We start from the raw sequence: 23663 nt of genomic DNA, 5'->3' as shown, positions 1-23663 counted from the left end.
CCGGTGCGCCGGCCGCGGCCGAAGCCGTGGCCGGCGCACCGGCCTTCACCGGGTCAGACCCGCTGCCACAGCGCCGGGGTGCCGGCGGGTGCCCAGGCGCCCTGCGCCTGGTGCGTCTGCAGGCACTGGTACGTCACGCCGTCCCGCGTCACGGTCGCCCCCGTCTCGTAGACCCGGCCGGCCGTCCACGCCCGCGCGCCGCCCTCCTGCTGGTCCGGCGTGGTGTTCGCGGCCGACGTGGTGAGGGTGAGCCCGAAGTCACTGAGGATCGGGTTGACCGGCTGGTAGAACGTGGTGCCGCCGGCGGTGCAGTCACCGGACCCGCCGGAGGTGACGCCCTGGGCCTGCGCGCCCGCGACGAACGGCCCGCCCGAGTCGCCCGGCTCCGCGCACACCGTCGTCCGGGTGAGCCCGTCGACCGTGCCCTCGGCGTAGCTGACGCTGGTGTCGTGCTGCTGGACGGTCCCGCAGCGCCAACCCGTGGTCGAGCCGGAACGGCACACCGACGCCCCGACGAGCGCCTGCGCCGAACCGGTGACCTGCACCTCCTGGCTGTCCTGCGCCTTCACGTCGGGCGTCGGCGTCCACTGGTCGTTCGTTGCCACCCACGCCATGTCCTTGCCGGGGAACGTGGAGGCCCGGAAGGTGCCCTGCGCGGTGCGGTCGTACCCGGTGGTCGTCGCGCCCGGCCTGCCGCAGTGCCCGGCGGTCACGAAGCCAGGCTGTTCGTCCCCGGTGACGGAGAAGCCGACGGAACAGCGCGCGGAGTCGTCGATGTAGAAGGCGTCGCCGCCGGTGATGTCCTGCAGCAGCCGCGGCCGCACCGTCGTCATGCGGACGCCGACGTCCTCCCCTTCGAGCCCGGCGGCCTCGACGAACGCGGTGCCGGCGGCCTGACTGGCGGCCTCCAGCACGATCCGGTTCTTCGGCACGTCGACGTACCAGACGGGCGTGTCCGCGGTGGGCACCCGGGTGGCCGCCGCGTCCAGCTTCTCCTTGGCCGCCCCCAGTTCGGCCAGCGTCCGCTGCACCACCCTGGCCCTGGCGCCCTGCGCCTCGATGGCCGCCACGTCCCCGGCGTCGGTGCTCGCGACCGTCAGCTCACCGGAGGTGTCGCCGCTCACCCAGGCACCGGCGAACCGCTCGCCCAGGGCGATGCGCAGCCGGCCCGCGCGGGTCCCCGCCTCCGCCTCGTTCACCAGCCGCTCCGACGCCTGCCCGGGCTCCAGGCCCAGATCGCGCTGGAGGGCGCTGAGCAACTGGGGCGAGGGCCGGTCCGCGCCGAGGGTCTGCGCCGCGCTGGGCGCCGGGCCCGCCCCGGGTGCGGGATCGGCCGCCGCGACGGAGGGGAGTCCGGCGAGGACGAGTGCGCCGAGGGCGGTGAGGGCCGAGTGGCGCACGGCCCGGACATGACTGGGGACCATTCGGTACGTCTCCTTCGATCGGGGCGGCGGAGCTGCCGGGGAGCCTTAGGCCTTTCCCGGCGGGCCCGGCGTGATGTCGGGACACGCCGGGGTTAGCGCTTTGGAGACACGGAGGGACGCCATGTGCAGTACGGCCGTGCGACGGCGGGCATCCGGACGGGTCACACGGGTGTGAGGCCGGGCGAGCCCGCCTCCGTCACGAAGGAGGCGGCCGTCGAGACGGGCGCGCCCGGGGTCGTCACGGCCGGGACGATCCGGAAGTCCGCGCGGGCGTTCTCCCGGCCCAGCTCGACGCGCACGTAGCCGCGCCGGCCGTCGTAGAACCGCAGGTGCGGGTTGGCCCGCATGTAGGTGTCCCAGTTGGCCGGGTGTTCCGCCCCGTCCATGCCGCTGGCGACGGAGGTACAGGTCAGCTCCGTCCCCAGGGTGGGGGAGCCGGGGTCGTCGAAGTCGTCCTTGATGTCGAAGGCGTACGCGACATGGACGTCGCCGGTGAGGACCAGCCAGTTGCCGGCACCGGCGGCCTTCGCGCCGGCGACGAGCCGGCCGCGGTTGGCCCGGTAGCCGTCCCAGGCGTCCATCGACATCCTGGCGTCCGCGCCCAGGTCCATCTTGCGCTGGGAGAAGGTGACCTGCTGGGGCATCACGTTCCACAGGGCGGGGGAGTCCGCCCAGCCGTCGATCAGCCACCGCTCCTGGGCGTCCCCGGTGAGGCTGCGCGCGGGGTCGTCCGACTCCGGCCCGGGAACGTGCAGGGTGTCGCCGTAGGCCTGGTCGGAGCGGTACTGGCGGGTGTCCAGGATGTCGAACTGGGCGAGGGTGCCCCAGCGCAGCCGGCGGAACAACCGGGCGTCGGGGCCGTCGGGCAGCTGGTCGGCGCGCAGCGGCTGGTTCTCCCAGTACGCGCGGTAGGCGGCGGCCCGGCGGATCAGGAACTGGGCCGGGTCGCTGCCGTTCTCGTCGATGTCGCCCGCGTAGTTGTTCTCCGTCTCGTGGTCGTCCCAGGTGACGACGAACGGGTGCGCGGCGTGCACGGCGCGCAGGTCGGGATCGCTCTTGTAGAGCGCGTACCGCATCCGGTAGTCCGCCAGGGTCGTCGTCTCGCGGTTGAACACCGACGGCAGCGTGCCGTCGGTGTAGTCGCGGGCCCCGCCCGCCGAGTCCACGGCGTACTCGTACAGGTAGTCGCCGAGGTGGAGGACCAGGTCGACGTCCTCCTGCGCGAGGTGGCCGTGCACGGTGTAGTAGCCGTGGTGGTACGCCTGGCAGGCGACCGCCGCCAGCCGCAGGCTCGCGGTGCCGCCGTCCGGCGGGGGAGCGGTGCGGGTACGGCCGGCCGGGCTGATCCAGGTGCCCGCGCGGAAGCGGTAGAAGTAGTGGCTGCCCGGTTCCAGTCCCTTCACGTCGACGCGGACGCTGTGGGCGTACTCGGGGTAGGCGAGCGCGGTGCCGCTGCGGACGACCAGGACGAAGGACTCGTCGAGGGCCACCTCCCAGGAGACCTCGATCCGCTGCTGTCCCAGACCCCCGTCCGGTTCGAAGGGCGCGGGGGCGAGCCGGGTCCAGATGAGCACCGAGTCGGGCAGCGGGTCCCCGGAGGCGACGCCGAGGGTGAAGGGGTCCTCGGTGATCCGGGCCGGGTCGAGCCGGGACGCCGCGAAGGCGCCGCGCGGCGGGAGCTGGGTGGTGAAGGCGAGGGCGGCGGCCGCCGCGGTGAAGGTCAGGAACCGGCGCCGGGCCAGATGCCCTGCGGCGGCGCGCAGTTCGGTGTCGTGCGGGGTGGAGGCGAGAGCGGACGATGGTCCGCAGCGGCCCGACAGCGCCATCCGGGGTCCTCTCCTACGGGGGCGGGCGGATCGAACCGACGGGCGCGCGGGCCGCCGGGTCCGGGCGTACGCGGGTGAGCCTCGGGGCACGACGGACCCTGCATGCTAAACAGACAAAATGATCGATAACGGCGTGACGGGCCGGGTGTTCACGCGACAGGCGTACGGATCCCGCGACCCCGGACAGCACGAGGAGCGCCGCCGGCGGGTACCGGCGGCGCTCCTGCTGCGGGGACGGGTCAGGCGGTCGGTGCCTCCGCGCCGACGCGGGAGCGGACCGGCAGGTGGTAGACGTGGAAGGCGCGGCCGATGACCGGCTGGGCGACGTTGCGCACCTTGACCCCGCCCGTGGTCATGCCGTGCTCGGTGCCGGCGTGCGCGTGGCCGTGCACGGCGAGGTCCGCGCCCGCCGTGTCGATCGCCTCGGCCAGCAGGTAGCTGCCCAGGAACGGATAGATCTCCAGCGGTTCACCGGCCAGGGTCTCCGGCACGGGGGAGTAGTGCGTGAGGGCGATCCGGACGTCACAGTCCTGCCGCGCCAGGTCGTCCAGCGCGGCCCGCAGGCCGTCGGCGCACCGCCGGGAGACCCGCACGAACTCCTTCATCACCGGCTCGCCGAACTCCCCGGCACTGGCGCCGACGAACCCGCCGCCGAAGCCCTTGGTGCCGGCCACCCCGACCCGCGCGCCTCCCACCGGGACCACCGTCGACTCCCCCTCCAGGACCGTGGCCCCGGCGTCCCGCAGCACGGCCGTGACCTCGTCCTGCCGGTCGTCGTGGTGGTCGTGGTTGCCGAGCACGGCCACCACCGGGACTCCCAGGTCCCGGATCTCGTCGGCCACCACACGGGCCTCCTCGACGGTACCGTGCCGGGTGAGGTCGCCGGCCAGCAGCAGCAGGTCGGCGCACGCGGGCAGGGTGTCGAACGCGGGACGGAGCACGCCCCGGGTCTCCGGGCTCAGGTGGATGTCCCCGACGGCGGCGATCCGGATCATGACAGCTCCTCCGCGCGGTCGGGGGAGGAGGGCTCGCTGACCACGATGTCGCAGTGCACCTCGAGGCCCGCGAGTTCCTCCCGCACCGTGCTCAGGACCTCCTCGCGGCAGTGCGCCGAGGGGACGGTCCCCGTGACCAGTACGGTCTCGCCCCTGACCTCGGTGCGCACGCCCAGTTCGCCGAGCTCACCGGCGGCGAGCCGGTCCTGGAGGTGGGCGACGCGGTACTCCGGGCTCCGCGCGGCGTGGGTGCCGGCCGCCGGACCGGCGTCGTGGGTGCTCATCAGGGTTCCTTCCGCGGACGTTCAGATGACGTTCAGGCGTTCCAGGAGGAAGAAGAAGGCCGCGGGCATCGGCTCGTCGCCGCTCTCCCGCCGTACCCGGTCCCAGTCGACCTTCTCGCGCAGGGCGCGGGCGATGGGCAGGACCGCACCGAAGTCGCAGTGGTGCTCCGAGAAGGCGGACACCAGGCCGGACAGCAGATCGGTGGGCGCCAGCACCGGCATGCGCACCGACTCCACCGGCAGCTCCTGCGCCCGCTCCAGCATCTCGGTGGAGACGGGCCGGTGCGCCAGCTCGAAGATGATGTCCACGTCCTGCCCGAAACAGGTGGCCTTGATCAGCCAGTCCTCGGGAGGGGCGTAGACGGTCAGTCCCGCCTCGCGGAGCGTGGCGGCCACCGCGTCGGCGTCCTGCGGACGGACGCAGAAGTCGACGTCGTGCTGCAGGTTCCCGCTGCCCCCGTGGGCGCGGACGGCGACGCTGCCGGCCAGGGCGAACAGGTGCCCGCCCCGCTTGAGCACCGCGCCGACCTGCTTGGCCGCCTCCAGGATGGCCTGGTTGCGGTCACGGGGCAGGTCCGGCACCTCGTCCTCCACCGGCGCCGGCGCCTCGCGCCGCACGTCGAGCGGCGGCACCTCGCCCGGGGCGTCCGAGGCCAGACGGAGGTCCGGGACCGCCGGGCGCCGGGCGAGCGTGGTGTCCTCGCCGTTCTCCGTCATGACCACTCCCTTCCCCGGCCGGACGGTCCGTACGGCCGCTGTGTCCGGCTCCCCCGCCCGGGACAGCCCTGTCTGCCCGCACCTAGTACCCGGCGTGCCCGTTCCGACACGGGATGCACGCCGACGGCGGAGAGCGCGCGAGGACCGGCTCGGGCGCACTGGGAAAGCGCTCGGGCCCGTTACGGACGATTATGGGGCCAGGCAGACAAACCGATGGTTTCCCAGAGGGTCCCGCTCGTGGAGGTCGCCATGGACCAGGACACGTCTCGTTCGCCGGATCTCGCGCAGCCCTTCCGGGCGGTCGCCTCCGGGCTGCGCCGGCTGCCCGGCGCGGCACAGGTGGAGAAAGTGGCCGGCGGTGCCCTCGACACGATCGGCGCGGTGTCCCCGCGCGGACGGCGGATGGCCGTCTACGCCGGAGCGGGCGTGCTCGGGGTGGCCGGAGTGGTCGAGTGGCCGGTGGCGCTGACCGGCGCCGCCGTCGCCTGGCTCACCCGGCCGCGCTCCGCGCAGCGGCCCGGGGGAGCGGAGACGGGCACGGACGACCCGGCGGCCGCTCCGGAGCGGGACCGTCCGCGCGCCGCCCGCCCCGCCGGCTCCGAGCCGCCCGCCGGCCCCGGCGACCGGCTCACCCCCTCCCGCCACCGCGACGGCGGTACCGACCGCACCGCGCACCAGGAACCCGCCAAGGTGGGCGACACCGCCACCGCGGAGGGCCTCAAGCACGTGGCCGCGGCCACCGCGCACCACACCCCGCCCGCCGGCTCCGCGCCGCCGCGCGACGACCGGCGCACGCGCTGAGCCGGGAACACGGACCCCCCATGCTCACACTCCTCGACCCCGCCCCCCTCGCCGGTGCCGTCGCCGGCGCCGCCGCGGGAGTCGCCCGCGGCACCGCGCGGAGCCTCACCTCCGTCCACGACACCACCCGCCGCCTGGGCCACGTCGCCCGCAACGCCGCCGGCGGCGGCCGGCACTGGCGGGCCGGACACCGCGTCCACCTGGCCCTGCACAGCCCGGACGGCGCGGTCGCCCCGCTCGCCCGCAGGGCCGCCGCCGAACTCCTCGACCACCCCGACGTGCTGACCGCGTACTGGGACGACGGACTGTCCCGGCTGGTCGTGACCGCCGTGACGGACGCGGCCGGTGACCGCGTGACCGGGCACGCCGTCGAACTCGCCGCCCGTCTCGGACTGACCGAGGACGCGGACCCCGAGGAACAGCCCGGTACCGGGCATCCCGGCGACCCCCGCGACGTACGCGTCGCCGCCGCCGGGCTGCTGCTGGACGCCGCCGGCGTGGCCGGCGCCCTGGCCGGCCGTTCGCTGCGCCTGCCCCGCAGCCCCAAGGCCGCCACCGCCGCCGTCACCCTGCTGCGGGAGAACCCCCGCTTCCGCGCCCTGCTCGGCCGGCGGTTCGGCCACAGCGGCATGGAACTCCTCCTCGCCGCCGCCAACGCCGCCGCGCACGGCGCCGCACAGTCCCCCGTGTCGCTCGTGCTCGACGGACTGCTGCGCACCGGCCAGCTGGCCGAGGCGACCGCCCGGGCCGCCGCGTTCGAGACCCAGCACGACGACATCTGCGGCGAGCGGCGCACCAGCCTGCCCGCGCCCGCCGGCGTCCGCCCGCCCCTGCGCGTGACACCGACCCAGGCCTACGCAGCCCACGCCGGCACCGGCAGCGTGGCGGGGGCCGCCGCCACCCTCCTCATCACGCACAGCACGGCCGAGGCGGCCGAGGCGGTCCTCGCCGGATCCCCCAAGGCGGCGCGCTACGGTCCCGCCGCCTTCGACGCGCTCCTCGGCGCCCGCCTCGCCGCGACCGGCGTCCTGGTCCGCGACGGCAGGCGGCTGTGGCAGCTGGAGATCGCCGACTCCCTCGTCCTGCACGCGGACGCCCTGCGCGGCCGCACGCCGCCCGGCGACGACGCCGTGTTCCACGACCCCGTCGACCCCTGCGCCGAGGCCGTCCTCGACGCGGCCCGCCGGGCCGGGCTGCACGTCGTGATCACCGGCGGCTCCGACCTGAAGGACATCACGCGCCTCGCCGACGAGGTGGCCCCCGCCGACCTGCCGTTCGGCGACGTCGTACGGGCGCTGCAGAACGACGGGCACATCGTGGTGAGCGTCGCGCGCGTGGCCGCGCACGGTGCCGGCGACGTGGCGGAAGGCCTGACCGCGGGCGACGTGGCCATCGCCCTCACCGACGACCGCTCGGCGGTCGCCTGGGGCGCCGACGCCCTCGCCCCCGGCGGACTCGGTGACGTGTGGCGGCTGCTGACGGCGATTCCGGCCGCCCGCCGCGTCGGCCGCCGCTCCCAGACCCTGGCCCGGGCGGGCGCCGCCCTCTCCGGGCTCATGGTGGCCCGCGGCGGCACCCCGGGCGGGCGGCTGTGGCAGCGGCTCACCCGGCACGCCCCGGTGAACATCGCCGCGGCGGCCGCCCTGCTCACCGGCTGGACGGAGGCCGTACGGGTGGCCCGCGCCGCGCCGCCCGAGCCCCGCTGGCACGTGCCCTGGCACGCGCTGGAACCGCACGAGGCACGCGACCTGCTGCGCCGCGCCCGCACCGACGCCGAGCCCGAGGGGCTCGCCCTGTTCGCCGGCCGGGCCCGGCAGCGTGCCGCCCGCCTCTCCCGCACGCCCGCCCTGGCACCCGCCCGCTGGACCTGGCAGGCGGCCGGTGCCGTACGCCGTGAGCTCGACGACCCGCTCACCCCCGTCCTGGCCACCGGGGCGGTCGCCTCGGCGCTGCTCGGCTCGCTCGTCGACGCGCTGCTCGTCGTCGGCGCGATGGACATCAACGCGGTGGCGGGGGGACTGCAGCGGCTGCGCGCCGAACGGGCGCTGGCCCGGCTGGCCGCCCGGCAGCGGCCCCAGGCGCGCCGCCGTGAGGGCCGCGAGGGCACCGTCACCGTGGACGCCGCCCGGCTGCGGCCAGGGGACCGGATCACCCTCGGCGCCGGGGACGTCGTCCCCGCGGACGCGCGACTGCTGGACGAGGACGGGCTGGAGGTCGACGAGTCGTCGCTCACCGGCGAGTCACTGCCGGTGACCAAGTCCCTCGAACCCGCCCCGGGCGCGCCCGTGCCCCGGCGGACCTGCATGGTCTTCGAGGGCACCACCGTGGTGGCCGGCCGGGCCGAGGCGCTCGTGGTGGACACCGGCGACCGCACCGAGGCGGGCCGCGCCGTCGCCCTGGCCGCCCGCACCCCGCCGCCCGCCGGTGTCCAGGCGCGCCTCCAGGAGATCACCCGTAAAGCCCTGCCCGTCACCCTCACCGGCGGGGCGCTGGTCACCGGCCTGTCCCTGCTGCGCGGCAGCCCCGTCCGGCGCGCCGTCAGCGGCGGCGTCGCCGTGGCCGTCGCCGCCGTTCCCGAGGGCCTGCCGCTGGTCGCGACCGTCGCCCAGATGGCCGCCGCCCGCCGGCTGTCCCGGCGCGGCGTCCTGGTGCGTACCCCGCGCACCCTGGAGGCGCTCGGCCGGGTGGACACCGTCTGCTTCGACAAGACCGGCACCCTCACCGAGAACCGGCTCCGCCTGGTCGGGGTCGCCACCGCCGACGGCGGCGTCCGCACCCCGGGAGCCGCCGAAGCCGCGCCCGTCGTCCGGCTGGCGGCCCGGGCCTGCCCGCAGGAGGAGACCGCCGGGGGGCGGCGGGTCGCGCACGCCACCGACGAGGCGGTCCTCGACGCCGCCCCGCCCGACGAGACCTGGACCGCCGAGGGCGAACTGGCCTTCGAGGCGAGCCGCGGCTACGCGGCGGCGGTCGGCCGCGAGGGCGGCACGGGCACGGGCCGGACGCTCGTCGTCAAGGGCGCCCCGGAGACGGTGCTGCCGGCCTGCCGGGACCTTCCCGACGCGGCGGCCGGGGCGGCCCACACCCTCGCGGGGCAGGGACTGCGCGTCCTGGCCGTCGCCCGGCGCCCCTGCCGGGGACCGGACGCGGACGCGGAGCTCGACGCCCCGCTCGACGGCCTGGAGTTCGCCGGACTGGTCGCCCTGGCGGACGTACCGCGCGACACCTCGCAGGAGCTGCTCACCGAGCTGCGCCGGGCCGGCATCCTGCCCGTCATGCTGACCGGGGACCATCCGGAGACCGCCCGTGCCATCGCCGTGCAACTGGGATGGCCGGAGGGCACCACCGTGGTCACCGGGGACGAACTCGTCGCCATGGGCCGCAGCGACCGGGTGCGCGCCCTGCACGGTGCCGGGGTCGTGGCCCGGGTCGCACCCGAGCAGAAGCTCCACGTCGTGGAGGCCCTCCAGCAGGCGGGCCGGGTGGTGGCGATGGCGGGTGACGGCGCCAACGACGCCGCCGCGATCCGCGCCGCCGACGTGGGGGTCGCCATCGAGTCCCGCGGCTCCGCCGCCGCCCGCAACGCCGCCGACATCGTGCTCACCACCGGCGACCTGTCGGTCCTGGTCGACGCCGTCGGCGAGGGCCGCGCGCTGTGGCGCAGCGTCGCCGACGCGGTGAGCATCCTCATCGGCGGCAACGCGGGCGAGGTCGGCTTCAGCGTGCTGGGGACCCTCCTCGCCGGGTCCTCGCCCCTGTCGACCCGGCAACTGCTCCTGGTCAACCTGCTCACCGACATGTTCCCCGCGATGGCGGTGGCGGTGACGCCGAGCGACGACCCGGCGACGGCGGCGCACGCCGAGACCGGCCCGATGGGGCTGGACGTCCTCGGCGCGCCCCTGCTGCGCTCCATCCGCCGCCGGGGCGTGACCACGTGCCTCGGCGCGGTCACGGCGTACCTGTTCGGCCGCCTCACCCCCGGCACCGAACGGCGCTCCACCACCATGGCCCTGTGCGGAGTGGTCGGCGCCCAGCTGGTGCAGACCCTCTCCGGCCGCCGCCACAGCACCCTGGTGTGGGTGACGGCCCTCGGCTCGGCGGCGGTGCTCGCCGCCCTCGTGCAGACGCCGGGCGTCAGCCACTTCTTCGGCTGCACCCCGCTCGGCCCCGTCGCCTGGCTCGGCATCGGCCTGGCCATCGCCCTGTCGGCGGCGGCCCCGCGCCTGGAACGGCTGGAAGCGGTACGACGCCTCTACGACCTCACCGCCCGCCTCCTGAGGCACCTGGCCGCCTCCGCGGCCCGGACCCGCCATCTCCTGGACAGCGGCATCGCCCGCCCCGTGGCCTAGGTGTATTGATCACGAGCGTTGACAACACTCGTGATCAATACACCTGGGGACGGGCGATGCCGTGCCGGTGTGCGGCTCCGCCGTGCGGGCGCGAGAGAAGGGCTCAGCGGCACCCGACCCGGCCCCGCCCTCCCCGCCCCTCCGGCCCGAGCGCATCTTCCGTCCCGCGCCCACACTGGAAGTGCGGGGCGGCCCCGGCACCCACCCGGGCCCCGCCGCAGCGAGCGGGCGCGCACACCCCGCGCCGAAGCCCGCCGCACAGCGAGAAGCGAGAAGCGAGAGGGTGTGGATCGGCATGAAGGGTTACGTCTTCCACGGCCCCGGGCAGTCCGCCTGGGAAGAGGTCCCCGATCCGGAGATCAAGGACCCCGGTGACGTGATCGTGCGCGTCGACGCCGTCACCATCTGCGGTACCGACCTGCACATCCTCAAGGGCGACGTGCCCGAGGTCCGTCCGGGAACCGTCCTCGGTCACGAAGCGGTCGGGGAGATCGTCGAGACCGGCACCGACGTCCGCACGGTACGCCCCGGGGACCGGGTCCTCGTCTCCTGCATCTCCGCCTGCGGGCGCTGCGACTACTGCCGCGTGACCAGCTACAGCCAGTGCCGGGGCGGCGGCGGCTGGATCCTCGGCCACCTCGTCGACGGCACCCAGGCCGAGTACGTCCGGGTCCCGCACGCCGACCTCTCGGTGCACCCGCTGCCCGGGGCCGTGGCCAACGAGGACGCCGTACTGCTCGCCGACATCTTCCCCACCGGCTACGAGGTCGGCGTGCTCAACGGGCGGGTCCGCCCCGGTGACACGGTCGCCGTGGTCGGCGCGGGTCCCGTCGGACTCGCCGCGATCGCCACCGCGCGGCTGTTCGCGCCCGAACGTATCGTCGCCGTGGACCTGGCCGCATCCCGGCTCCAGGCGGCGAAGGAGTTCGGGGCCGACGCCGTGGCCGACGCGAGCGAGGCCCCCGAGCAGCTGATCGGGGACCTCACCGGGGAGCTGGGCGCGGACGTGGTCATCGAGGCGGTGGGCGTACCGGAGACCTTCGAACTGTGCGCCCGCATGGTGCGCCCCGGCGGCCACCTCGCCAACGTCGGCGTGCACGGCGCGCCCGCCACCCTGCACCTCGAGGACCTGTGGAGCAGGAACGTCACCATCACCACCGGGCTCGTCGACACCCGTTCCACCCCCGCCCTGCTGCGGATGGCCGCCGCCGGACGGCTGCCCACCCGGCGGATGGTCACCCACACCTTCCCGCTGGACCACATGCAGGAGGCGTACGACGTCTTCGGCAACGCCGCCGAGACCGGGGCGCTCAAGGTCGTGCTGGGCGTGCCGCAGCACGAGGTGGTGCCCGTGCACCCGACGCCCTGAGGGACCGGAGACCCCGGCCGGTCCGGCCCGCCCGCCGCGTCACGCGCCGGGGAGCGGGCCGTTCGGCCCCGTGCGGGACCGGGTGCCCAGGGTCCACCCTGGAGAGGTGGCGCCGTAGGCATCCTCGCGAGGAGGTGACCTCCCATGGCCGGGACGCATGGTGCGAGGCCGCGGAGGGTGCGGCTGTGGCGGTGGCGGAGCAACCCGCTGCGACGCCGCAGCGACGTGATCGAGGCCTGGGTGCTGCTCGCCACCGTCGTTCTCGCCCTGCTCGTCGGGGCGTTCGCCGGCGTGACGGCGGCCGGAGTCGTGGACGGGTCGATCGAGGACCGGCGTGAGGGCGTCCGCCCCGTTCCGGCCGTCCTCGTGGAGGACGCCGCGCACGCGCTGCCGGCGTCCGTGACGGAGGACAGCGACGGCGGTGTCTGGGCCAAGGTGCGGTGGACCGCTCCCGACGGAGCCGTTCGTACCGGCCGGGCGGAGGTCGGGGCGGGCACGAAGGCGGGCACCGAGGTCACCGTGTGGAACGACCGGGCCGGCCGGCTCGCCTCCGCTCCGCCCGAGGGTGCGGAGGCGCGCTTCCAGGTCGTCATGGCCGGGACCACGGTCGCCGTCGCCACCGGCGGACTGGTCGTGCTCGGCGGATGGCTGCTGCGGTCCCGGCTGCAGTGGCGGCGTCTGGCCGAGTGGGAGGCCGAGTGGCAGCGGGTCGAGCCGTCGTGGCGGAAACGGATGACGGGCTGACGGCGGGGATCCGGTGACGCCCCCTGCCACCGTCAGCCGACGGGGCGCGCGGGCTCGCGGCGGCAGTGCAGGAAGAGGTGGGGTTCCGGGCGGGCGTCCGGGTGGCTCGGGGTGAACATGACGCTGTCCTGCGACTGCACCGTCAGCCCCGCCTCCCGGACCAGGGCGACGACGTCCTCCGCCGCGAAACTGGTGACCCGCACGGGCTGCCCCATGAACACCCCGTCGAACTCCTCGACGTCCAGCGGCACGGTGGCCAGCACGAACAGACCCCCGGGCCGCAGCGCGCGTGCCAGCCGGCGCACGAGCCCGGACTGTTCCGCCCGGGGCATCTGCAGCAGCGCGAAGTACACGCAGACCGCGTCGAAGGAGCCGTCCTCCAGCGCCATGCCGCGGACGTCCGCGCACCGGAACTCGGCCCCGGGAACCTGCCGCGAGGCGATCTCCACCATCACCGGTGACACGTCGACGCCCAGGACCCGGTGTCCGGCGCCGGCGAGCACGGCGGCCGTGGGCCGGCCCGTGCCGCTGCCCACGTCCAGCACCCTGCTGCCGGGCTCCAGCCGTTCGAGCAGCCGGCCCAGGGAAGCGTGATGGGCCGCCGACGAGGCGAACGCCTTCTCGTACTCGCTGCCCAGCGCGTCGAACACCGCCGCCGCCGGTGACCCGTGACCCTCGTGACCCTCGTGACCTTCGTCGACCAAGACACACCCCGTCTCCGCGTTCCGATGCCGGGCATCGTGCCACCCGCGGCCCCGGGCTCACAACGGCCCCGGCTTGCGGGCGCGGCGACCGGCACGGCAAGGTCGGGACGTGCCCACTCTGCTGATCGTCCACCACACGCCCTCGCCGAACTGCCAGGCGATGTTCGAAGCGGTACTGGCCGGTGCCACCACCCCGGAGATCGAGGACGTGCGGGTGGTGCGGCGGGCCGCCCTGTCCGCCACCCCCACCGACGTGCTGGAGGCCGACGGCTACCTTCTCGGCACACCGGCGAACCTCGGTTACATGTCGGGCGCCCTCAAGCACTTCCTGGACCAGGTGTACTACCCGTGCCTGGACACCACCCGGGGCCGCCCCTTCGGGTACTACGTGCACGGCGGCAGCGACGTCACGGGCGCGCTGCGGGGCATCGAGTCGATCACGAGGGGGCTGGGCTGGCGCCGCGCGGCGGAGCCCGTCACGGTCACCGGCGAGCCCGACAGGGCCGCCGTCGAACGCTGCTGGGAACTGGGCGCGACGCTCGCGGCGGGCCTGACGGAATGACAGGGCCGCCCCGGCACCCGCGGGTGCCGGGGCGGCCACGGGGAGGCCGGCCGGTCGCGTCAGGCGTCGTCCACCCGCCTGCGGTCCTGCTCGTCCCAGGCGCGCGTGTCGCGCGGCTGCGTGTACGGCTCCGCCTCCGGCGGGTGCCCTCCGGCGATGGCCCGCTGCCGGGCGATCTCCGCGTCGAACTCCAGCCCCAGCAGAATGGCCAGGTTGGAGATCCACAGCCAGATCAGGAACACGATGACACCCGCCATCGTGCCGTACGTCTTGTTGTACGAGCCGAAGTTGGCGACGTAGAGGGCGAACCCGGCGGAGGCGACCAGCCAGATCACCAGGGCCAGGAAACTGCCCGGAGTGATCCACCTGAAGCCCCTGACCTTGGCGTTCGGGGCCGCCCAGTACAGCAGCGCGATCATCATGGTGACCAGCACGACCAGCACCGGCCACTTGGCGATCGACCACACGGTCAGCGCGGTGTCGCCCAGCCCCAGCAGATCACCGGCCTGCCGGGCGAGCCCGCCGGTGAACACCACGATCAGCGCGCTGATCACGGCCATCAGCATCAGGGCGACCGTCACCCCGACCCGTACCGGCAGCACCTTCCAGACCGGGCGTCCCTCGGGCATGTCGTAGACCGCGTTCGACGACCTCATGAACGCCGCCACGTAGCCCGAGGCCGACCAGATGGCCAGCAGCAGACTCACGATCGCCACGATCGAGCCGATGCCGGCCCGGCCCTGCAGTTGCTCCACCGCCTGCGTCATGATGTCGCGGGCCGCGCCGGGGGCGGTGAGTTCCTGGAGGTTGTCGACCACCTTGTCGGTGGTCGATTTGCCGGTGAGGCCCAGGATCGACACCAGGGCCAGCAGCGCCGGGAACAGGGACAGCACACCGTAGTACGTCAGCGCCGCGGCCCGGTCGGTGAGCTCGTCGTCCTTGAACTCGCGCAGACTGCCCTTGAGTGCCGCGCCCCACGCCCCCTTCGGCAGCTTGGTGGGGGAGTCCGGCGCCGCCCGCTCCACCTGATCGCTCGGCCCGGGGCCCTCCTGCTCACCGCTCCGTGCCCCGTCGTCCGGACGGGGCGCGTCCGTCGCGTCGTCGGGGGCCTGTTTGTCGTTCCGCCCCGGGATATGCAGCCTCATGGCACCCGGGTAACCCGCGACCGCGAGATCACGCCCCAGAACACGCCCCCGACCACGACGGACGGCCCGTCCGCCGGGCTTGTGGGAGCGCTCCCAAGAGTGCAGGATGCCTGCATGACCGAGTCGCCCAGCATCCGTCCGTACCGCCGCGAGGACCGGCCCGCCCTCGACGACGTCTGCGTCCGCACCGCGCACATCGGAGGGGACAGCCGGCCCCACTACCGCGACCCCGCCGTCTTCCCCGCCACCTTCGCGGCCCCCTACGCCCACCTGGAGCCCGAACTGGCCTTCGTGCTGGACGACGGGGCGGGCAGGGCGGTCGGTTACGTGGTCGGCACCGCCGACACGGCCCGCTTCGCCCGTGCCTTCCGGACCGAGTGGCTCCCGCTGGTCGCCGACCGCCACCCGGAGCCGTCCGGGCCCCCGCGGACACCGGACGAGGAGATCGCCTGGCTGCTCCACCACCCCGAGCGCATGGTCGTCCCCGAACTGGCCGCGTGGCCGGCCCATCTGCACATCGACCTGCTGCCCGAGTGGCAGGGCCGGGGCCACGGCCGGCGGTTGATGCGGACCTTCCTCGCCGCGCTGCGGGACGGGGGAGTGCCGTCCGTCCATCTCGTCATGGTCAGGGCCAACACGCCCGCGCGGGCCTTCTACGACCGCATGGGCTTCGAGGAGATCGCCGCCCCGCTGGACGATTCGGTGGTCTGCCTCGGGCGGTCGACGGGGGACCTCGACCGGCTCTGAGCGGTGGAGCCGGCCTTCGCCGAAGGACGTCGAACGCTCAACGGCCCGCCGAGCGCTCCCGAGGGTGCAGGCCGTGACGTGCTCCCGTACCCACGACCCCACGTGGTCGATCCGGCGTCCCGCGACCACGGGCAGTGGCGTGAACTTCGTTCCAGTAGAGCAGACTTCGCAGCTCAAACCCTGAAGTACCCACCTGGCAAGCCGACTTCGGTGGGGACTTCGAGGGTGACGGGGACCGCGTTCCCTGAGATTCGGGGAAGAAGTCGTGGGGCCGTTGAACACAGGACGGCCCGTCTGCGTATGGGGCGTGGGAATCCCATGCCGACCCCCCGCAACACAGCGTAGGAGTACTGTCTTGGCACGCAACACACGCAGACGCCCCAAACAGCGCGCGACGCTCGCCGCATTCGCCCTGATCCTGGGCGGAGGCGGGATGATGGCGGCCAACGTCTACGCTTCCGCGACGGAAGAGGGCGGCGCGGGTGACGCGCAGGTCCTCTCCGGCGCCACGATCGACTGCCCGGACGTGGCCACCCGGCTGACCTCGGTGCCCGAACAGGCGCGGCCGGAGGTGGACAAGGAACTCGCCGCCCTGGACGCGCAGATCGCCGACGCCTACAAGCGGCTCGGGGAGTCCGCCGACGCTCTCCGAACGGACCCGGGCTTCGCCGACAACGCGATCGCGGGACCGCTGAAGGAGAAGCGCTCCGCGACCCTCGCCCGTATCGCCACCGCCATCGACCGGGTGGGCGACCGGCCAGAGGGCCTCGATGAACTCGCCGCCTGTGCCGTGCGCGAGTCCGGCAACGCCCCCGCGGAGCCGGACGCCGGACAGGAGGGCGGGAACGGCGAGCAGGGCGAACAGGCCGGTGGCGGGGAAGAGGGCCAGGAGCAGGGCGGCCAGGACCAGGACCAGGGTGACCAGGACCAGGGCCAGGGTGACCAGGGCCAGGGCGGCAACGGCGGTCAGGCCGGGAACGGGCCGGTCGCCGGCGACTACGTCGACATCAACAGCGTCCAGCCCAACGTCTCCCGGCCGCAGCAGACGGCCGACGCCTCCCGCGGCACCTTCACCAGCGAGTGCGGCGTCAACGAGAACGGCGTGTTCAACTCGGACAACGTGATCGCCGCCCCGGGTGTCAGCAACGGCGCCCACCACTTCCACGACTACATCGGCAACCAGGCCACCAACGCCTTCTCCAGCGACGAGGACCTGGCCAAGGCGGACACGAGCTGCGTGGACCAGAGCGACAGGTCGTCGTACTACTGGCCGGTGCTGCGCCTGCAGAACGGCGTCCAGGAGCAGGACGCCAACGCGCCGGGCGGTGGCATCGAGGGCAACGTGGGTGAGATCGTCACGCCCAAGGAGGTCACCCTGACCTTCGTGGGCAACCCGCAGGGCGAGGTCACCGCCATGCCGCGGCTGCTGCGCATCATCACCGGTGACGCCAAGTCGTTCGTCAACGGCCCCGGCAACGCCAACGCGTCCTGGAGCTGCACCGGCTTCGAGGACCGGCAGCTGACGGACAAGTACCCGCTGTGCCCGCAGGGCAGCGACGTGGTGCGCACCTTCGACTTCCAGAGCTGCTGGGACGGCCGCAACACCGACAGCGCCAACCACCGCACGCACATGGCGTTCGCGGACGCCCAGGGCAACTGCCCGTCCGGTTTCAAGCCCGTGCCGCAGCTGGTGCAGCGCATCGTCTACGACGTCGAAGCGCCGAGCCTGGACGACGGCGGGAAGACCACGCCGCTGTTCGCCGTGGACTCCTTCCCGGAGCAGCTGCACAAGCCGATCACGGACCACGGCGACTTCATCAACGTCTTCGACGAGGACCTGATGAACGAGATGGTCGCCTGCATCAACGAGGGCCGCACCTGTGGTGCGGGAGCCGGTGGTGACGGCGGCAACGGCGGCGGTGACGACGGCGGCAACGGCGGCGGCGATCAGGGCGAGGAGCCCCAGCAGCCGGAAGAGCCCACGGCCACGCCCGACGACCCGGGCCAGGGCGGCGGCGACGGCGACCAGGGCAACGGCGGTGACAAGCCCGGTGACGGCGGCAACCAGGACGACGGCGGCAACCAGGACGGTGGCGGCAACCAGGACGGCGGCGCGGACAAGGGCGACGGCGCGGACAAGGGTGACGGCGGCCAGGAACAGCCGTCCGAGGCCCCGGCCGACACCCCGGCCACCGAGCAGCCCGCGGGTGGTGCCACCGAGCAGCCGGGTGTCAAGGCCTCGACCCCGGCCGCGGACGCCGGTGCCGGTGACCAGGGCGGCAAGGACGGCAAGGACGACGGCGGCCAGGCGGCGCAGGCCGCCGAGGTGCCCGGCAGCCTCCCGGAGCTGGAGGACGGGAACCGGACCGGAACCCAGGCCCAGGGCGGCAGCCTGGCCGAGACCGGGGCGCAGCTCTGGCCGGCCGCGCTCGGCGGTGTGCTGGTGATCTTCGGCTTCTTCGTCCTGCGGAGCGTGCGGCGCAACGCCTGATCCCTCAGCGGCACGACGTACACGGCGGCAGGACCCCGCGCGGGTCCTGCCGCCTCGTGCGTCCCCGGTGCTCCGTCCGCGGTGTCCGTCACGACGGGGAGCGGTCCGGGACCGCCTCCCGTCCCTCCGCGTCGATGTGGGGCATGATCCGGTCCAGCCACCGCGGCGTCCACCACGCGTGCCGGCCCAGCAGGGTCATGACCGCCGGCACCATCAGCAGCCGTACGACGGTGGCGTCGATGAGGACGCTGACCGCCAGGCCCAGCCCGAGCATCTTGACCACGACGTCGTCACTGACGACGAAGGCCGCGAACACGCTCACCATGATCAGCGCGGCGCAGGTGATGACCCGCGCGGTGATCTCCAGGGCGTGGGCGACCGACGCCTCGGCGTCCCCCGTGCGCTTGTAGGCCTCGTGGACGCGGGAGAGCAGGAAGATCTCGTAGTCCATGCTGAGGCCGAAGACGACAGGACGTTGAGGACCGCGGCCTTGACGGCGACCAGCAGCCCGCGGAACACCGCCAGGATGATCAGGAACGCCAGCGCCACCACCACCGCGATGATCAGCGGCAGTCGTCGCGCTCTGCGGGGAGGCCGTCGAGTACACGGTGCCGACCAGCACGTCGCCGTCCTGGGTGGCCGTGAGCGGGGTGACGACGGCCGCCCCCTGTACCCCGTCAGCTGTCCAGGTCCTTCAGCTGCCGCTGGTCGTCCTGGACGACGACCTGGCTGCTGTAGCCCCCCGCCTGCGGATCGTGCCGCTGGAGGACCTCGACGCCCTGCTGGGACTGCGCGTCCGGCAGCGTGAAGTTGTCGGAGTAGGTTCCGCCGGCCGAGCGGCCGGCGGCCTGCAGGGCCACCAGGGCCACCAGCCAGGCCACGATCACGACCACGAAGTGCCGCGCGCACCACTCGCCCAGCCGCCGCAGGCCGCCCGCTCCCGGCCCCGTCGGCGTCTGCGTCGTCCTGGGTCTCGAAGGCATGGACGTTCTCCTCCGCCCGGCCGAGCCCTTCCCGGCGCTCCTTCATTACAGGCGGGCCGTACCGGCCCGGCATCCCGGCCCGGTCACAGGTATGACGGCGGACGTCCCGGGCCGGCGCCGGTGTGTGACACTGGGCGGACAGGCTGCGGTGCCGTCCGAGGGGACGCACCGGACGGCCGCCGAGGGGAGATGCCGTGGACCAGGGGACGACGGTGCGCACGCACGAGGACCACGAGACCGGGGACGCGGCGGCAGCCGTGCGGCAGGCCCGCTTCGGGCGTCTCCCGGAGCCGGTCAGGCCGCAGGACATGGTGGAGGAGCGCCCGGCCACCGACCCCGACCCGGCCCGCGACGCCTACAACCCGGACGAGTGGCTGGTCCGCTACTGCCTGTGAGGCCGCTCCGGCACACCGGGCGCGCACCGATGGCCTGACGGGACGGGCCTCCGGTACGGCGACAGCGCCCCGACGGCACCGTGAGGCCCCCGACGGTGCCGCGCGGGACTCAGCCGTCTGTCTCCCGGTCGTACGCCGTGAGCAGCAGGGCCACGTCGTCCGGGCGGTCCTCGGTCCGGCGGGCCGAGCGGATCAGCCGGTCGGCGAGGTCCTCGACGGAGTCGGTGGGGCTGTCGGCCAGGCAGTCGAGCACCTCCCCGATGCCCGTCTCGATGTCGCCGCCCGGCGTCTCGACCAGTCCGTCCGTGTAGAGGACCAGCACACTGCCGGGAGCCAGGGTCAGCGTCGTGACCGGATAGACGGCGTCCGGCTGCACGCCGAGCATCACGCCGCCGGGCAGGTCCAGGCTCTCCGTCCGCCCGTCGGGGCGGCGCAGCAGAGGCGGGGGATGACCGGCCCGGACCGCCACGGCGCGCCCGGTGGCCGGCTCCAGCTCGATGTAGCAGCAGGTGGCGAAGACGTCCGTCTCCAGTTCGGCCAGCAACCGGTTGGTGTGGGTGATGACCTCCTGCGGCGGCCGACCGCTGGCGGCGAAGGCGTGCACCGCGCTGCGCAGCTGTCCCATGACGGCCGCCGCGCCGACGCTGTGCCCCTCGACGTCCCCGATGACGAGAGCCACCCCGCGTCCCGTCCGGATCACGTCGTACCAGTCACCGCCGATGGCCATGCCCTGCGTCCCGGGCAGATAGCGGCCGGTGGTGCGCAGCCGGTCGATGACCGGCAGCCGGTGCGGCAGCAGCCCCTCCTGCAGCCCCCGGGCCACGGCGGACTCGGCGTCGTAGAGGCGGGCCCGTTCCATCGCCTGCGCGGTCAGTCCGCCCAGCGCGGTCAGCGCGCTGCGCTCCTCCGGGGTGAACCGGTGGGGCGAGTCCCACCCGAGGATGCAGGACCCGACCGGGTGTCCGGAGGCGATCAGCGGCAGGAACGCCCAGGCGCTCTTGGCGTCCACCGTGATCTCCGGATAGGCGTTCAGCAGCGCCTCGGACGACTCGAAGAACAGCGGGAGACGCGTGGTCAGCGCGTGCACGCCGGGCAGGTCGGCGTCGAGCGGGACCCCTTCGAACGGTTCGAGGAAGTGCTCGGGGTAACCGGACTCCCACAGCAGGTGCATCCGCCCCTCGCGGATCGTGTAGAGGGCGATCTCCTGTGCCCCGAACCCGGGCAGCAGCTGCTCGGCCACGGCCCGGCACACGTCCCGCACGGTGACCGCCTCGGTCAGCACACTGGCCATCTGCACCACGTGGTAGAGGGCGCCCGCACGGGTCGGCGCGACCAGTTCCGACGGCGTCCCGGCACCCGCGGTGACCGGCACCAGGGAACGGCCCGGCGCCGCCCCGGCGGGCGCGTCGGTGCGGAAGACGCGGCCCGTCACCCCGTGCACACCGGGGTAGAGCACGAAGCCCAGCCAGACGCCCCCGGGGGCGTGCGCGAGGTACGACACCGGTTCCTGCGACAGCATCGCCGCCCGGTAGCGGTCCTCGTAGGCCGGATCGCGCAGCCAGGGGAGCACCTCCCACGGGTGGTGGCCGAGCAGGCGCTCCAGTTCGCTCCCCAGCAGTTCCTGGCAGCGGTGGTTGGCGTAGATGACCCGGCCGTCCTGGTCGAGGGAGAACAGCCCGTCCGGCAGGCGCTCCGCGGCCTCCGCGGCGGTCACCCCGCCGGCCGCGTCGACCAGGGCGCCCACGAGGATGCGGGCCGCTCCCTCCATCCGTACGACGTGGCCCCACAGTTCCACCGGCCGGTAACGGGCGCGGCCGTCGTCGTCGGGCCGGTCCAGCACCCGGAAGTGCCGGGCCCTGACCTGACCGGTCTCCTCCGCGTCCCGCCGGCTCGCCCGCAGCTCGTACAGGTCCTCGGGGCTGACCCGCGCCTCGACCTCCGCCAGCGTGCCGCCGAACTCCTCCCGGGTGACGCCCAGCAGGGAGAGGGCGTCGTCGTCCCCGGACCAGCGGTCGCCGTCCAGGTCCCACTCGACGATGCCCACCTCCACGGCGAGGGCCGGAGGAGTGGGCAGCCGTACGTTCACCGGCTGGCCGTCGTAGTCGATGCCGCCGGCCACCGCGTCCGCGGCGCCGGGCACCCGGCGGGCGAACTCGGTCAGACGCTCCTCCATGTCCCGGCCGGCCTCGCGCAGCGCCGCCCGCACCGCCCGCTCGTCCGCCGGCTCCCGGCTGGCCGAGCGCAGCACGGCGAGGACCCCCACGTCCTCGCCGCCGACCCGCACGGGGCGGTAGGCGTGCGCGAACGAGTACGGCAGGGCCGCGGTGAACTGCGGGAAGCGCAGCATCGTCGCCCGCTCGTCCGGCAGCCACAGCTCCTCCCCCCTGCGGTACGCCTCGGACATCGGCAGGGAACCGCCCACGGGTATCCGCCACCAGGGCTTCAGCAGCGATCTCGGGACGCCCGACACCACGCACAGCACCAGCGAGCGCCGGTCGCGTGAACGCAGGTAGACCAGACCGCCGTATCCGCCGACGTCCTGCACCGCCGCCACCACCGGATCGGCGAGCGCGTCCTCGACCCGGTGCTCCGGGTGCGAGGCCCGGCTCTCCCCGGCGCCCCGGCCGCGCACGTCCGCCGGCCGCTTCCCGTGCGGTACGGCGGCTGCCTCATCCATGTCGCGCCCTCCCGGTGCGGACGCACGGGACATCCATTCGGTTGCTCCCCCCCAGGATGTGCCATGCCCGCCGGTCCGGCGACCGGCCGGAGAGAAGCCGCAACCTTCCGGGCATCCCGCTCGTCTCACCCCATACCACAAGGTTGCGAGCCCAGGGGGCATAAAATGCTTAAACCAAGAACGGTCTGTGCGACGGTCGTCCTCGCGGGTGCGGTGCTGGCGACGGCAGCGGTCCCGGCCGCGGCCGTCGCGGCGGCGCCCGCCCGCGCCGCGGTGGTCTGTCCCACCGGCTGGGGCAGCCTCGCCAAGTCCGACTCCGACAGCACCGTCGCACCGGTGCGCGACATCAGGACCGGCAGGCACGACTGCTTCGACCGGATGGTCGTCGACGTGCCCGGCGCCGCGAGCGGCGACCTCGGCTACTCCGTCCGGTACGTCGACCGCCTGTACCAGGACGGATCGGGCCGGCACATCCCCGTCGCGGGCGGCGCCGTCCTCGAGGTCCGGGTGGCCGCGCCGTCGTACACCGCGGAGACCGGCGAGGCCACCTACCCCGCGCGCGCCGGACACCCCCTGCCCGGTGTGAACCTCACCGGGTACCGCACGTTCCGGGACGCCCGGTTCGCCGGCAGCTTCGAGGGCGAGACACAGGTCGGCCTCGGCACGCGCGCCCGGCTGCCGTTCCGTGTCCTCGAACTCCCCGGCCGCCTCGTCGTCGACGTCGCCCACAGCTGGACGGCGGGCGGCTGACCCACCCGGCCCCGGCCCGCGCTCACTTGTCCGCGGTGCCGGTCTCGCAGACCCGGCGCGCCACCTCACGCAGCTTGGTGTTGGTGCGCTGGGACTGCGTGCGCAGGATGTCGAAGGCCTGGTCCTCGGTGATGTGATGCCGCCCCATCAGGATGCCCATCGCCTCGCCGATCAGATGCCGGGTGGCGATGGCCTCCTGCATCTGGGCGTCGGTCAGGGCCGTGGAGAAGGCGACCGCCGCGTGGGAGGCCAGCAGCCAGCCCGCCGTCTCGCTCTCCTCGGTGAACATCCCCGGCTTGCGGGAGTACATGTTGAGCGCCCCCAGCTCCTCCTCCCGCGTGTACAGCAGGAACCCCATCATGCTGCCGACCCCCAGCTCCCGGCAGCGGGGCACGAACGCCGACCAGCGTCGCGGGTCCTCGGTGAAGTCGGGGATCCGGAAGACCCGCTCGGACAGGTCCGGCCGCGCCGCGTCGAAACACGGCCCCTCCCTCAGACCCTCCTGGAGCCGGTCGCTGTCGATCACGAGCTGCTCGGTGGGGGCCAGCGAACTGACCCGGCCGTCCCGCAGGACGAGGATCCCGGAGGCGTCGCAGCCGTCGACGAGGTCCACCGCGGAACGGGTGATCTGCTCCAGGGTCGAGTCGAGCGTGTGCTCGGCCAGCAGATCACGGGCCATCGAGGCCATCTGCCGAGCGAATCC

At 74.3% G+C, this 23663-nt stretch carries 19 protein-coding genes and 1 pseudogene; 9 read left to right on the top strand and 11 right to left on the bottom strand.

Annotated features, from left to right (window positions below; all coding sequences use genetic code 11):
- Positions 1-53 precede the first annotated feature (53 nt).
- The 5 genes from IE118_RS24040 to IE118_RS24020 all read right to left on the bottom strand — a co-directional run bounded on the left by IE118_RS24040 (position 54) and on the right by IE118_RS24020 (position 5246).
- Positions 54-1424: an alpha-lytic protease prodomain-containing protein gene (locus IE118_RS24040; protein WP_189560096.1), complete on the bottom strand. Its 1371-nt coding sequence runs from the start codon at positions 1422-1424 to the stop codon at positions 54-56.
- Between the two features lie 161 nt (positions 1425-1585).
- A complete protein-coding gene (locus IE118_RS24035) occupies positions 1586-3250 on the bottom strand; it encodes an alkaline phosphatase D family protein (protein WP_189560095.1) in 1665 nt (554 codons plus the stop codon).
- A 239-nt stretch (positions 3251-3489) separates the two neighbouring features.
- Complete coding sequence (locus IE118_RS24030) at positions 3490-4245, bottom strand: metallophosphoesterase family protein (RefSeq protein ID WP_189560094.1); 756 nt, start codon at positions 4243-4245, stop codon at positions 3490-3492.
- Positions 4242-4529 carry a hypothetical protein gene (locus IE118_RS24025; RefSeq protein ID WP_189560093.1) on the bottom strand — a complete coding sequence of 96 codons (288 nt, stop codon included), beginning with the start codon at positions 4527-4529 and terminating at the stop codon, positions 4242-4244. The genes IE118_RS24030 and IE118_RS24025 overlap by 4 nt, the downstream gene beginning before the upstream one ends.
- Positions 4530-4550: 21 nt before the next feature.
- Positions 4551-5246 (bottom strand): nucleotidyltransferase family protein, encoded by a 696-nt coding sequence (locus IE118_RS24020; RefSeq protein ID WP_189560092.1) that lies wholly within the window; start codon positions 5244-5246, stop codon positions 4551-4553.
- A 213-nt stretch (positions 5247-5459) separates the two neighbouring features.
- Between IE118_RS24020 and IE118_RS24015 the strand changes: the two genes are divergently transcribed.
- The 4 genes from IE118_RS24015 (at position 5460) to IE118_RS24000 (ending at position 12506) form a co-directional block, all read left to right on the top strand.
- Positions 5460-6047 carry a hypothetical protein gene (locus tag IE118_RS24015; protein WP_373298327.1) on the top strand — a complete coding sequence of 196 codons (588 nt, stop codon included), beginning with the start codon at positions 5460-5462 and terminating at the stop codon, positions 6045-6047.
- A 20-nt stretch (positions 6048-6067) separates the two neighbouring features.
- The gene (locus IE118_RS24010; protein WP_189560091.1) at positions 6068-10393 is read left to right on the top strand and encodes a cation-translocating P-type ATPase; all 4326 of its coding nucleotides are present in this window, start codon (positions 6068-6070) and stop codon (positions 10391-10393) included.
- 295 nt (positions 10394-10688) lie between these two features.
- The gene (locus tag IE118_RS24005) at positions 10689-11762 is read left to right on the top strand and encodes a zinc-dependent alcohol dehydrogenase family protein (protein WP_189560090.1); all 1074 of its coding nucleotides are present in this window, start codon (positions 10689-10691) and stop codon (positions 11760-11762) included.
- Between the two features lie 144 nt (positions 11763-11906).
- Entirely contained in the window at positions 11907-12506 is a 600-nt protein-coding gene (locus tag IE118_RS24000; protein ID WP_189560089.1) for an Rv1733c family protein, read from the top strand.
- A 32-nt stretch (positions 12507-12538) separates the two neighbouring features.
- On the opposite strand, the gene IE118_RS23995 is transcribed toward IE118_RS24000, so the two are convergent.
- A complete protein-coding gene (locus IE118_RS23995) occupies positions 12539-13210 on the bottom strand; it encodes a class I SAM-dependent methyltransferase (protein ID WP_189560088.1) in 672 nt (223 codons plus the stop codon).
- Positions 13211-13319: 109 nt separating this feature from the next.
- On the opposite strand from IE118_RS23995, the gene IE118_RS23990 reads away from it, so the two are divergent.
- Positions 13320-13772, top strand: a complete 453-nt coding sequence (locus IE118_RS23990; RefSeq protein WP_189560087.1) for a flavodoxin family protein — start codon at positions 13320-13322, stop codon at positions 13770-13772.
- A gap of 59 nt (positions 13773-13831) precedes the next feature.
- Here the strand turns inward: IE118_RS23990 and IE118_RS23985 are convergent, their stop codons facing one another.
- Positions 13832-14917 (bottom strand): YihY/virulence factor BrkB family protein, encoded by a 1086-nt coding sequence (locus tag IE118_RS23985; protein ID WP_189560086.1) that lies wholly within the window; start codon positions 14915-14917, stop codon positions 13832-13834.
- Positions 14918-15031: 114 nt separating this feature from the next.
- On the opposite strand from IE118_RS23985, the gene IE118_RS23980 reads away from it, so the two are divergent.
- The gene (locus tag IE118_RS23980) at positions 15032-15664 is read left to right on the top strand and encodes a GNAT family N-acetyltransferase (RefSeq protein ID WP_189560085.1); all 633 of its coding nucleotides are present in this window, start codon (positions 15032-15034) and stop codon (positions 15662-15664) included.
- A 436-nt stretch (positions 15665-16100) separates the two neighbouring features.
- Complete coding sequence (locus IE118_RS23975; RefSeq protein ID WP_189560150.1) at positions 16101-18155, top strand: DUF1996 domain-containing protein; 2055 nt, start codon at positions 16101-16103, stop codon at positions 18153-18155.
- 88 nt (positions 18156-18243) lie between these two features.
- Here the strand turns inward: IE118_RS23975 and IE118_RS23970 are convergent.
- Positions 18244-18840, bottom strand: a pseudogene (locus IE118_RS23970) (MMPL family transporter); the annotation flags it as partial.
- Positions 18833-19138, bottom strand: coding sequence for a hypothetical protein (locus IE118_RS23965; protein WP_189560084.1), 306 nt, complete (start codon positions 19136-19138; stop codon positions 18833-18835). The pseudogene IE118_RS23970 and the gene IE118_RS23965, both read right to left, overlap by 8 nt.
- Before the next feature lie 212 nt (positions 19139-19350).
- Between IE118_RS23965 and IE118_RS23960 the strand changes: the two genes are divergently transcribed.
- The gene (locus tag IE118_RS23960) at positions 19351-19533 is read left to right on the top strand and encodes a hypothetical protein (protein ID WP_189560149.1); all 183 of its coding nucleotides are present in this window, start codon (positions 19351-19353) and stop codon (positions 19531-19533) included.
- Positions 19534-19642: 109 nt separating this feature from the next.
- Here the strand turns inward: IE118_RS23960 and IE118_RS23955 are convergent, their stop codons facing one another.
- Positions 19643-22210 carry a SpoIIE family protein phosphatase gene (locus tag IE118_RS23955; protein ID WP_189560083.1) on the bottom strand — a complete coding sequence of 856 codons (2568 nt, stop codon included), beginning with the start codon at positions 22208-22210 and terminating at the stop codon, positions 19643-19645.
- A 165-nt stretch (positions 22211-22375) separates the two neighbouring features.
- On the opposite strand from IE118_RS23955, the gene IE118_RS23950 reads away from it, so the two are divergent.
- Positions 22376-22960: an AMIN-like domain-containing (lipo)protein gene (locus IE118_RS23950; RefSeq protein WP_189560082.1), complete on the top strand. Its 585-nt coding sequence runs from the start codon at positions 22376-22378 to the stop codon at positions 22958-22960.
- 22 nt (positions 22961-22982) lie between these two features.
- Here the strand turns inward: IE118_RS23950 and IE118_RS23945 are convergent, their stop codons facing one another.
- A complete protein-coding gene (locus IE118_RS23945) occupies positions 22983-23648 on the bottom strand; it encodes a GAF and ANTAR domain-containing protein (RefSeq protein ID WP_229846923.1) in 666 nt (221 codons plus the stop codon).
- Between the last annotated feature and the right edge of the window lie 15 nt (positions 23649-23663).

This window comes from Streptomyces pilosus (assembly GCF_014649835.1).
GTDB classification, from domain to species: domain Bacteria; phylum Actinomycetota; class Actinomycetes; order Streptomycetales; family Streptomycetaceae; genus Streptomyces; species Streptomyces pilosus.
The sequence above is the reverse complement of the archived record's forward strand: the minus strand, read 5'-3'. Positions and strand labels throughout refer to the sequence as shown.

Bases quoted from the DNA above. Each gene is read 5' to 3' on its own strand.
- IE118_RS24040 (WP_189560096.1), bottom strand. From the start codon at position 1,424: ATGGTCCCCAGTCATGTCCGGGCCGTGCGCCACTCGGCCCTCACCGCC.
- IE118_RS24035 (WP_189560095.1), bottom strand. From the start codon at position 3,250: ATGGCGCTGTCGGGCCGCTGCGGACCATCGTCCGCTCTCGCCTCCACC.
- IE118_RS24030 (WP_189560094.1), bottom strand. From the start codon at position 4,245: ATGATCCGGATCGCCGCCGTCGGGGACATCCACCTGAGCCCGGAGACC.
- IE118_RS24025 (WP_189560093.1), bottom strand. From the start codon at position 4,529: ATGAGCACCCACGACGCCGGTCCGGCGGCCGGCACCCACGCCGCGCGG.
- IE118_RS24020 (WP_189560092.1), bottom strand. From the start codon at position 5,246: ATGACGGAGAACGGCGAGGACACCACGCTCGCCCGGCGCCCGGCGGTC.
- IE118_RS24015 (WP_373298327.1), top strand. From the start codon at position 5,460: ATGGTTTCCCAGAGGGTCCCGCTCGTGGAGGTCGCCATGGACCAGGAC.
- IE118_RS24010 (WP_189560091.1), top strand. From the start codon at position 6,068: ATGCTCACACTCCTCGACCCCGCCCCCCTCGCCGGTGCCGTCGCCGGC.
- IE118_RS24005 (WP_189560090.1), top strand. From the start codon at position 10,689: ATGAAGGGTTACGTCTTCCACGGCCCCGGGCAGTCCGCCTGGGAAGAG.
- IE118_RS24000 (WP_189560089.1), top strand. From the start codon at position 11,907: ATGGCCGGGACGCATGGTGCGAGGCCGCGGAGGGTGCGGCTGTGGCGG.
- IE118_RS23985 (WP_189560086.1), bottom strand. From the start codon at position 14,917: ATGAGGCTGCATATCCCGGGGCGGAACGACAAACAGGCCCCCGACGAC.
- IE118_RS23980 (WP_189560085.1), top strand. From the start codon at position 15,032: ATGACCGAGTCGCCCAGCATCCGTCCGTACCGCCGCGAGGACCGGCCC.
- IE118_RS23975 (WP_189560150.1), top strand. From the start codon at position 16,101: ATGGCGGCCAACGTCTACGCTTCCGCGACGGAAGAGGGCGGCGCGGGT.
- IE118_RS23965 (WP_189560084.1), bottom strand. From the start codon at position 19,138: ATGCCTTCGAGACCCAGGACGACGCAGACGCCGACGGGGCCGGGAGCG.
- IE118_RS23955 (WP_189560083.1), bottom strand. From the start codon at position 22,210: ATGGATGAGGCAGCCGCCGTACCGCACGGGAAGCGGCCGGCGGACGTG.
- IE118_RS23950 (WP_189560082.1), top strand. From the start codon at position 22,376: ATGCTTAAACCAAGAACGGTCTGTGCGACGGTCGTCCTCGCGGGTGCG.
- IE118_RS23945 (WP_229846923.1), bottom strand. From the start codon at position 23,648: ATGGCCTCGATGGCCCGTGATCTGCTGGCCGAGCACACGCTCGACTCG.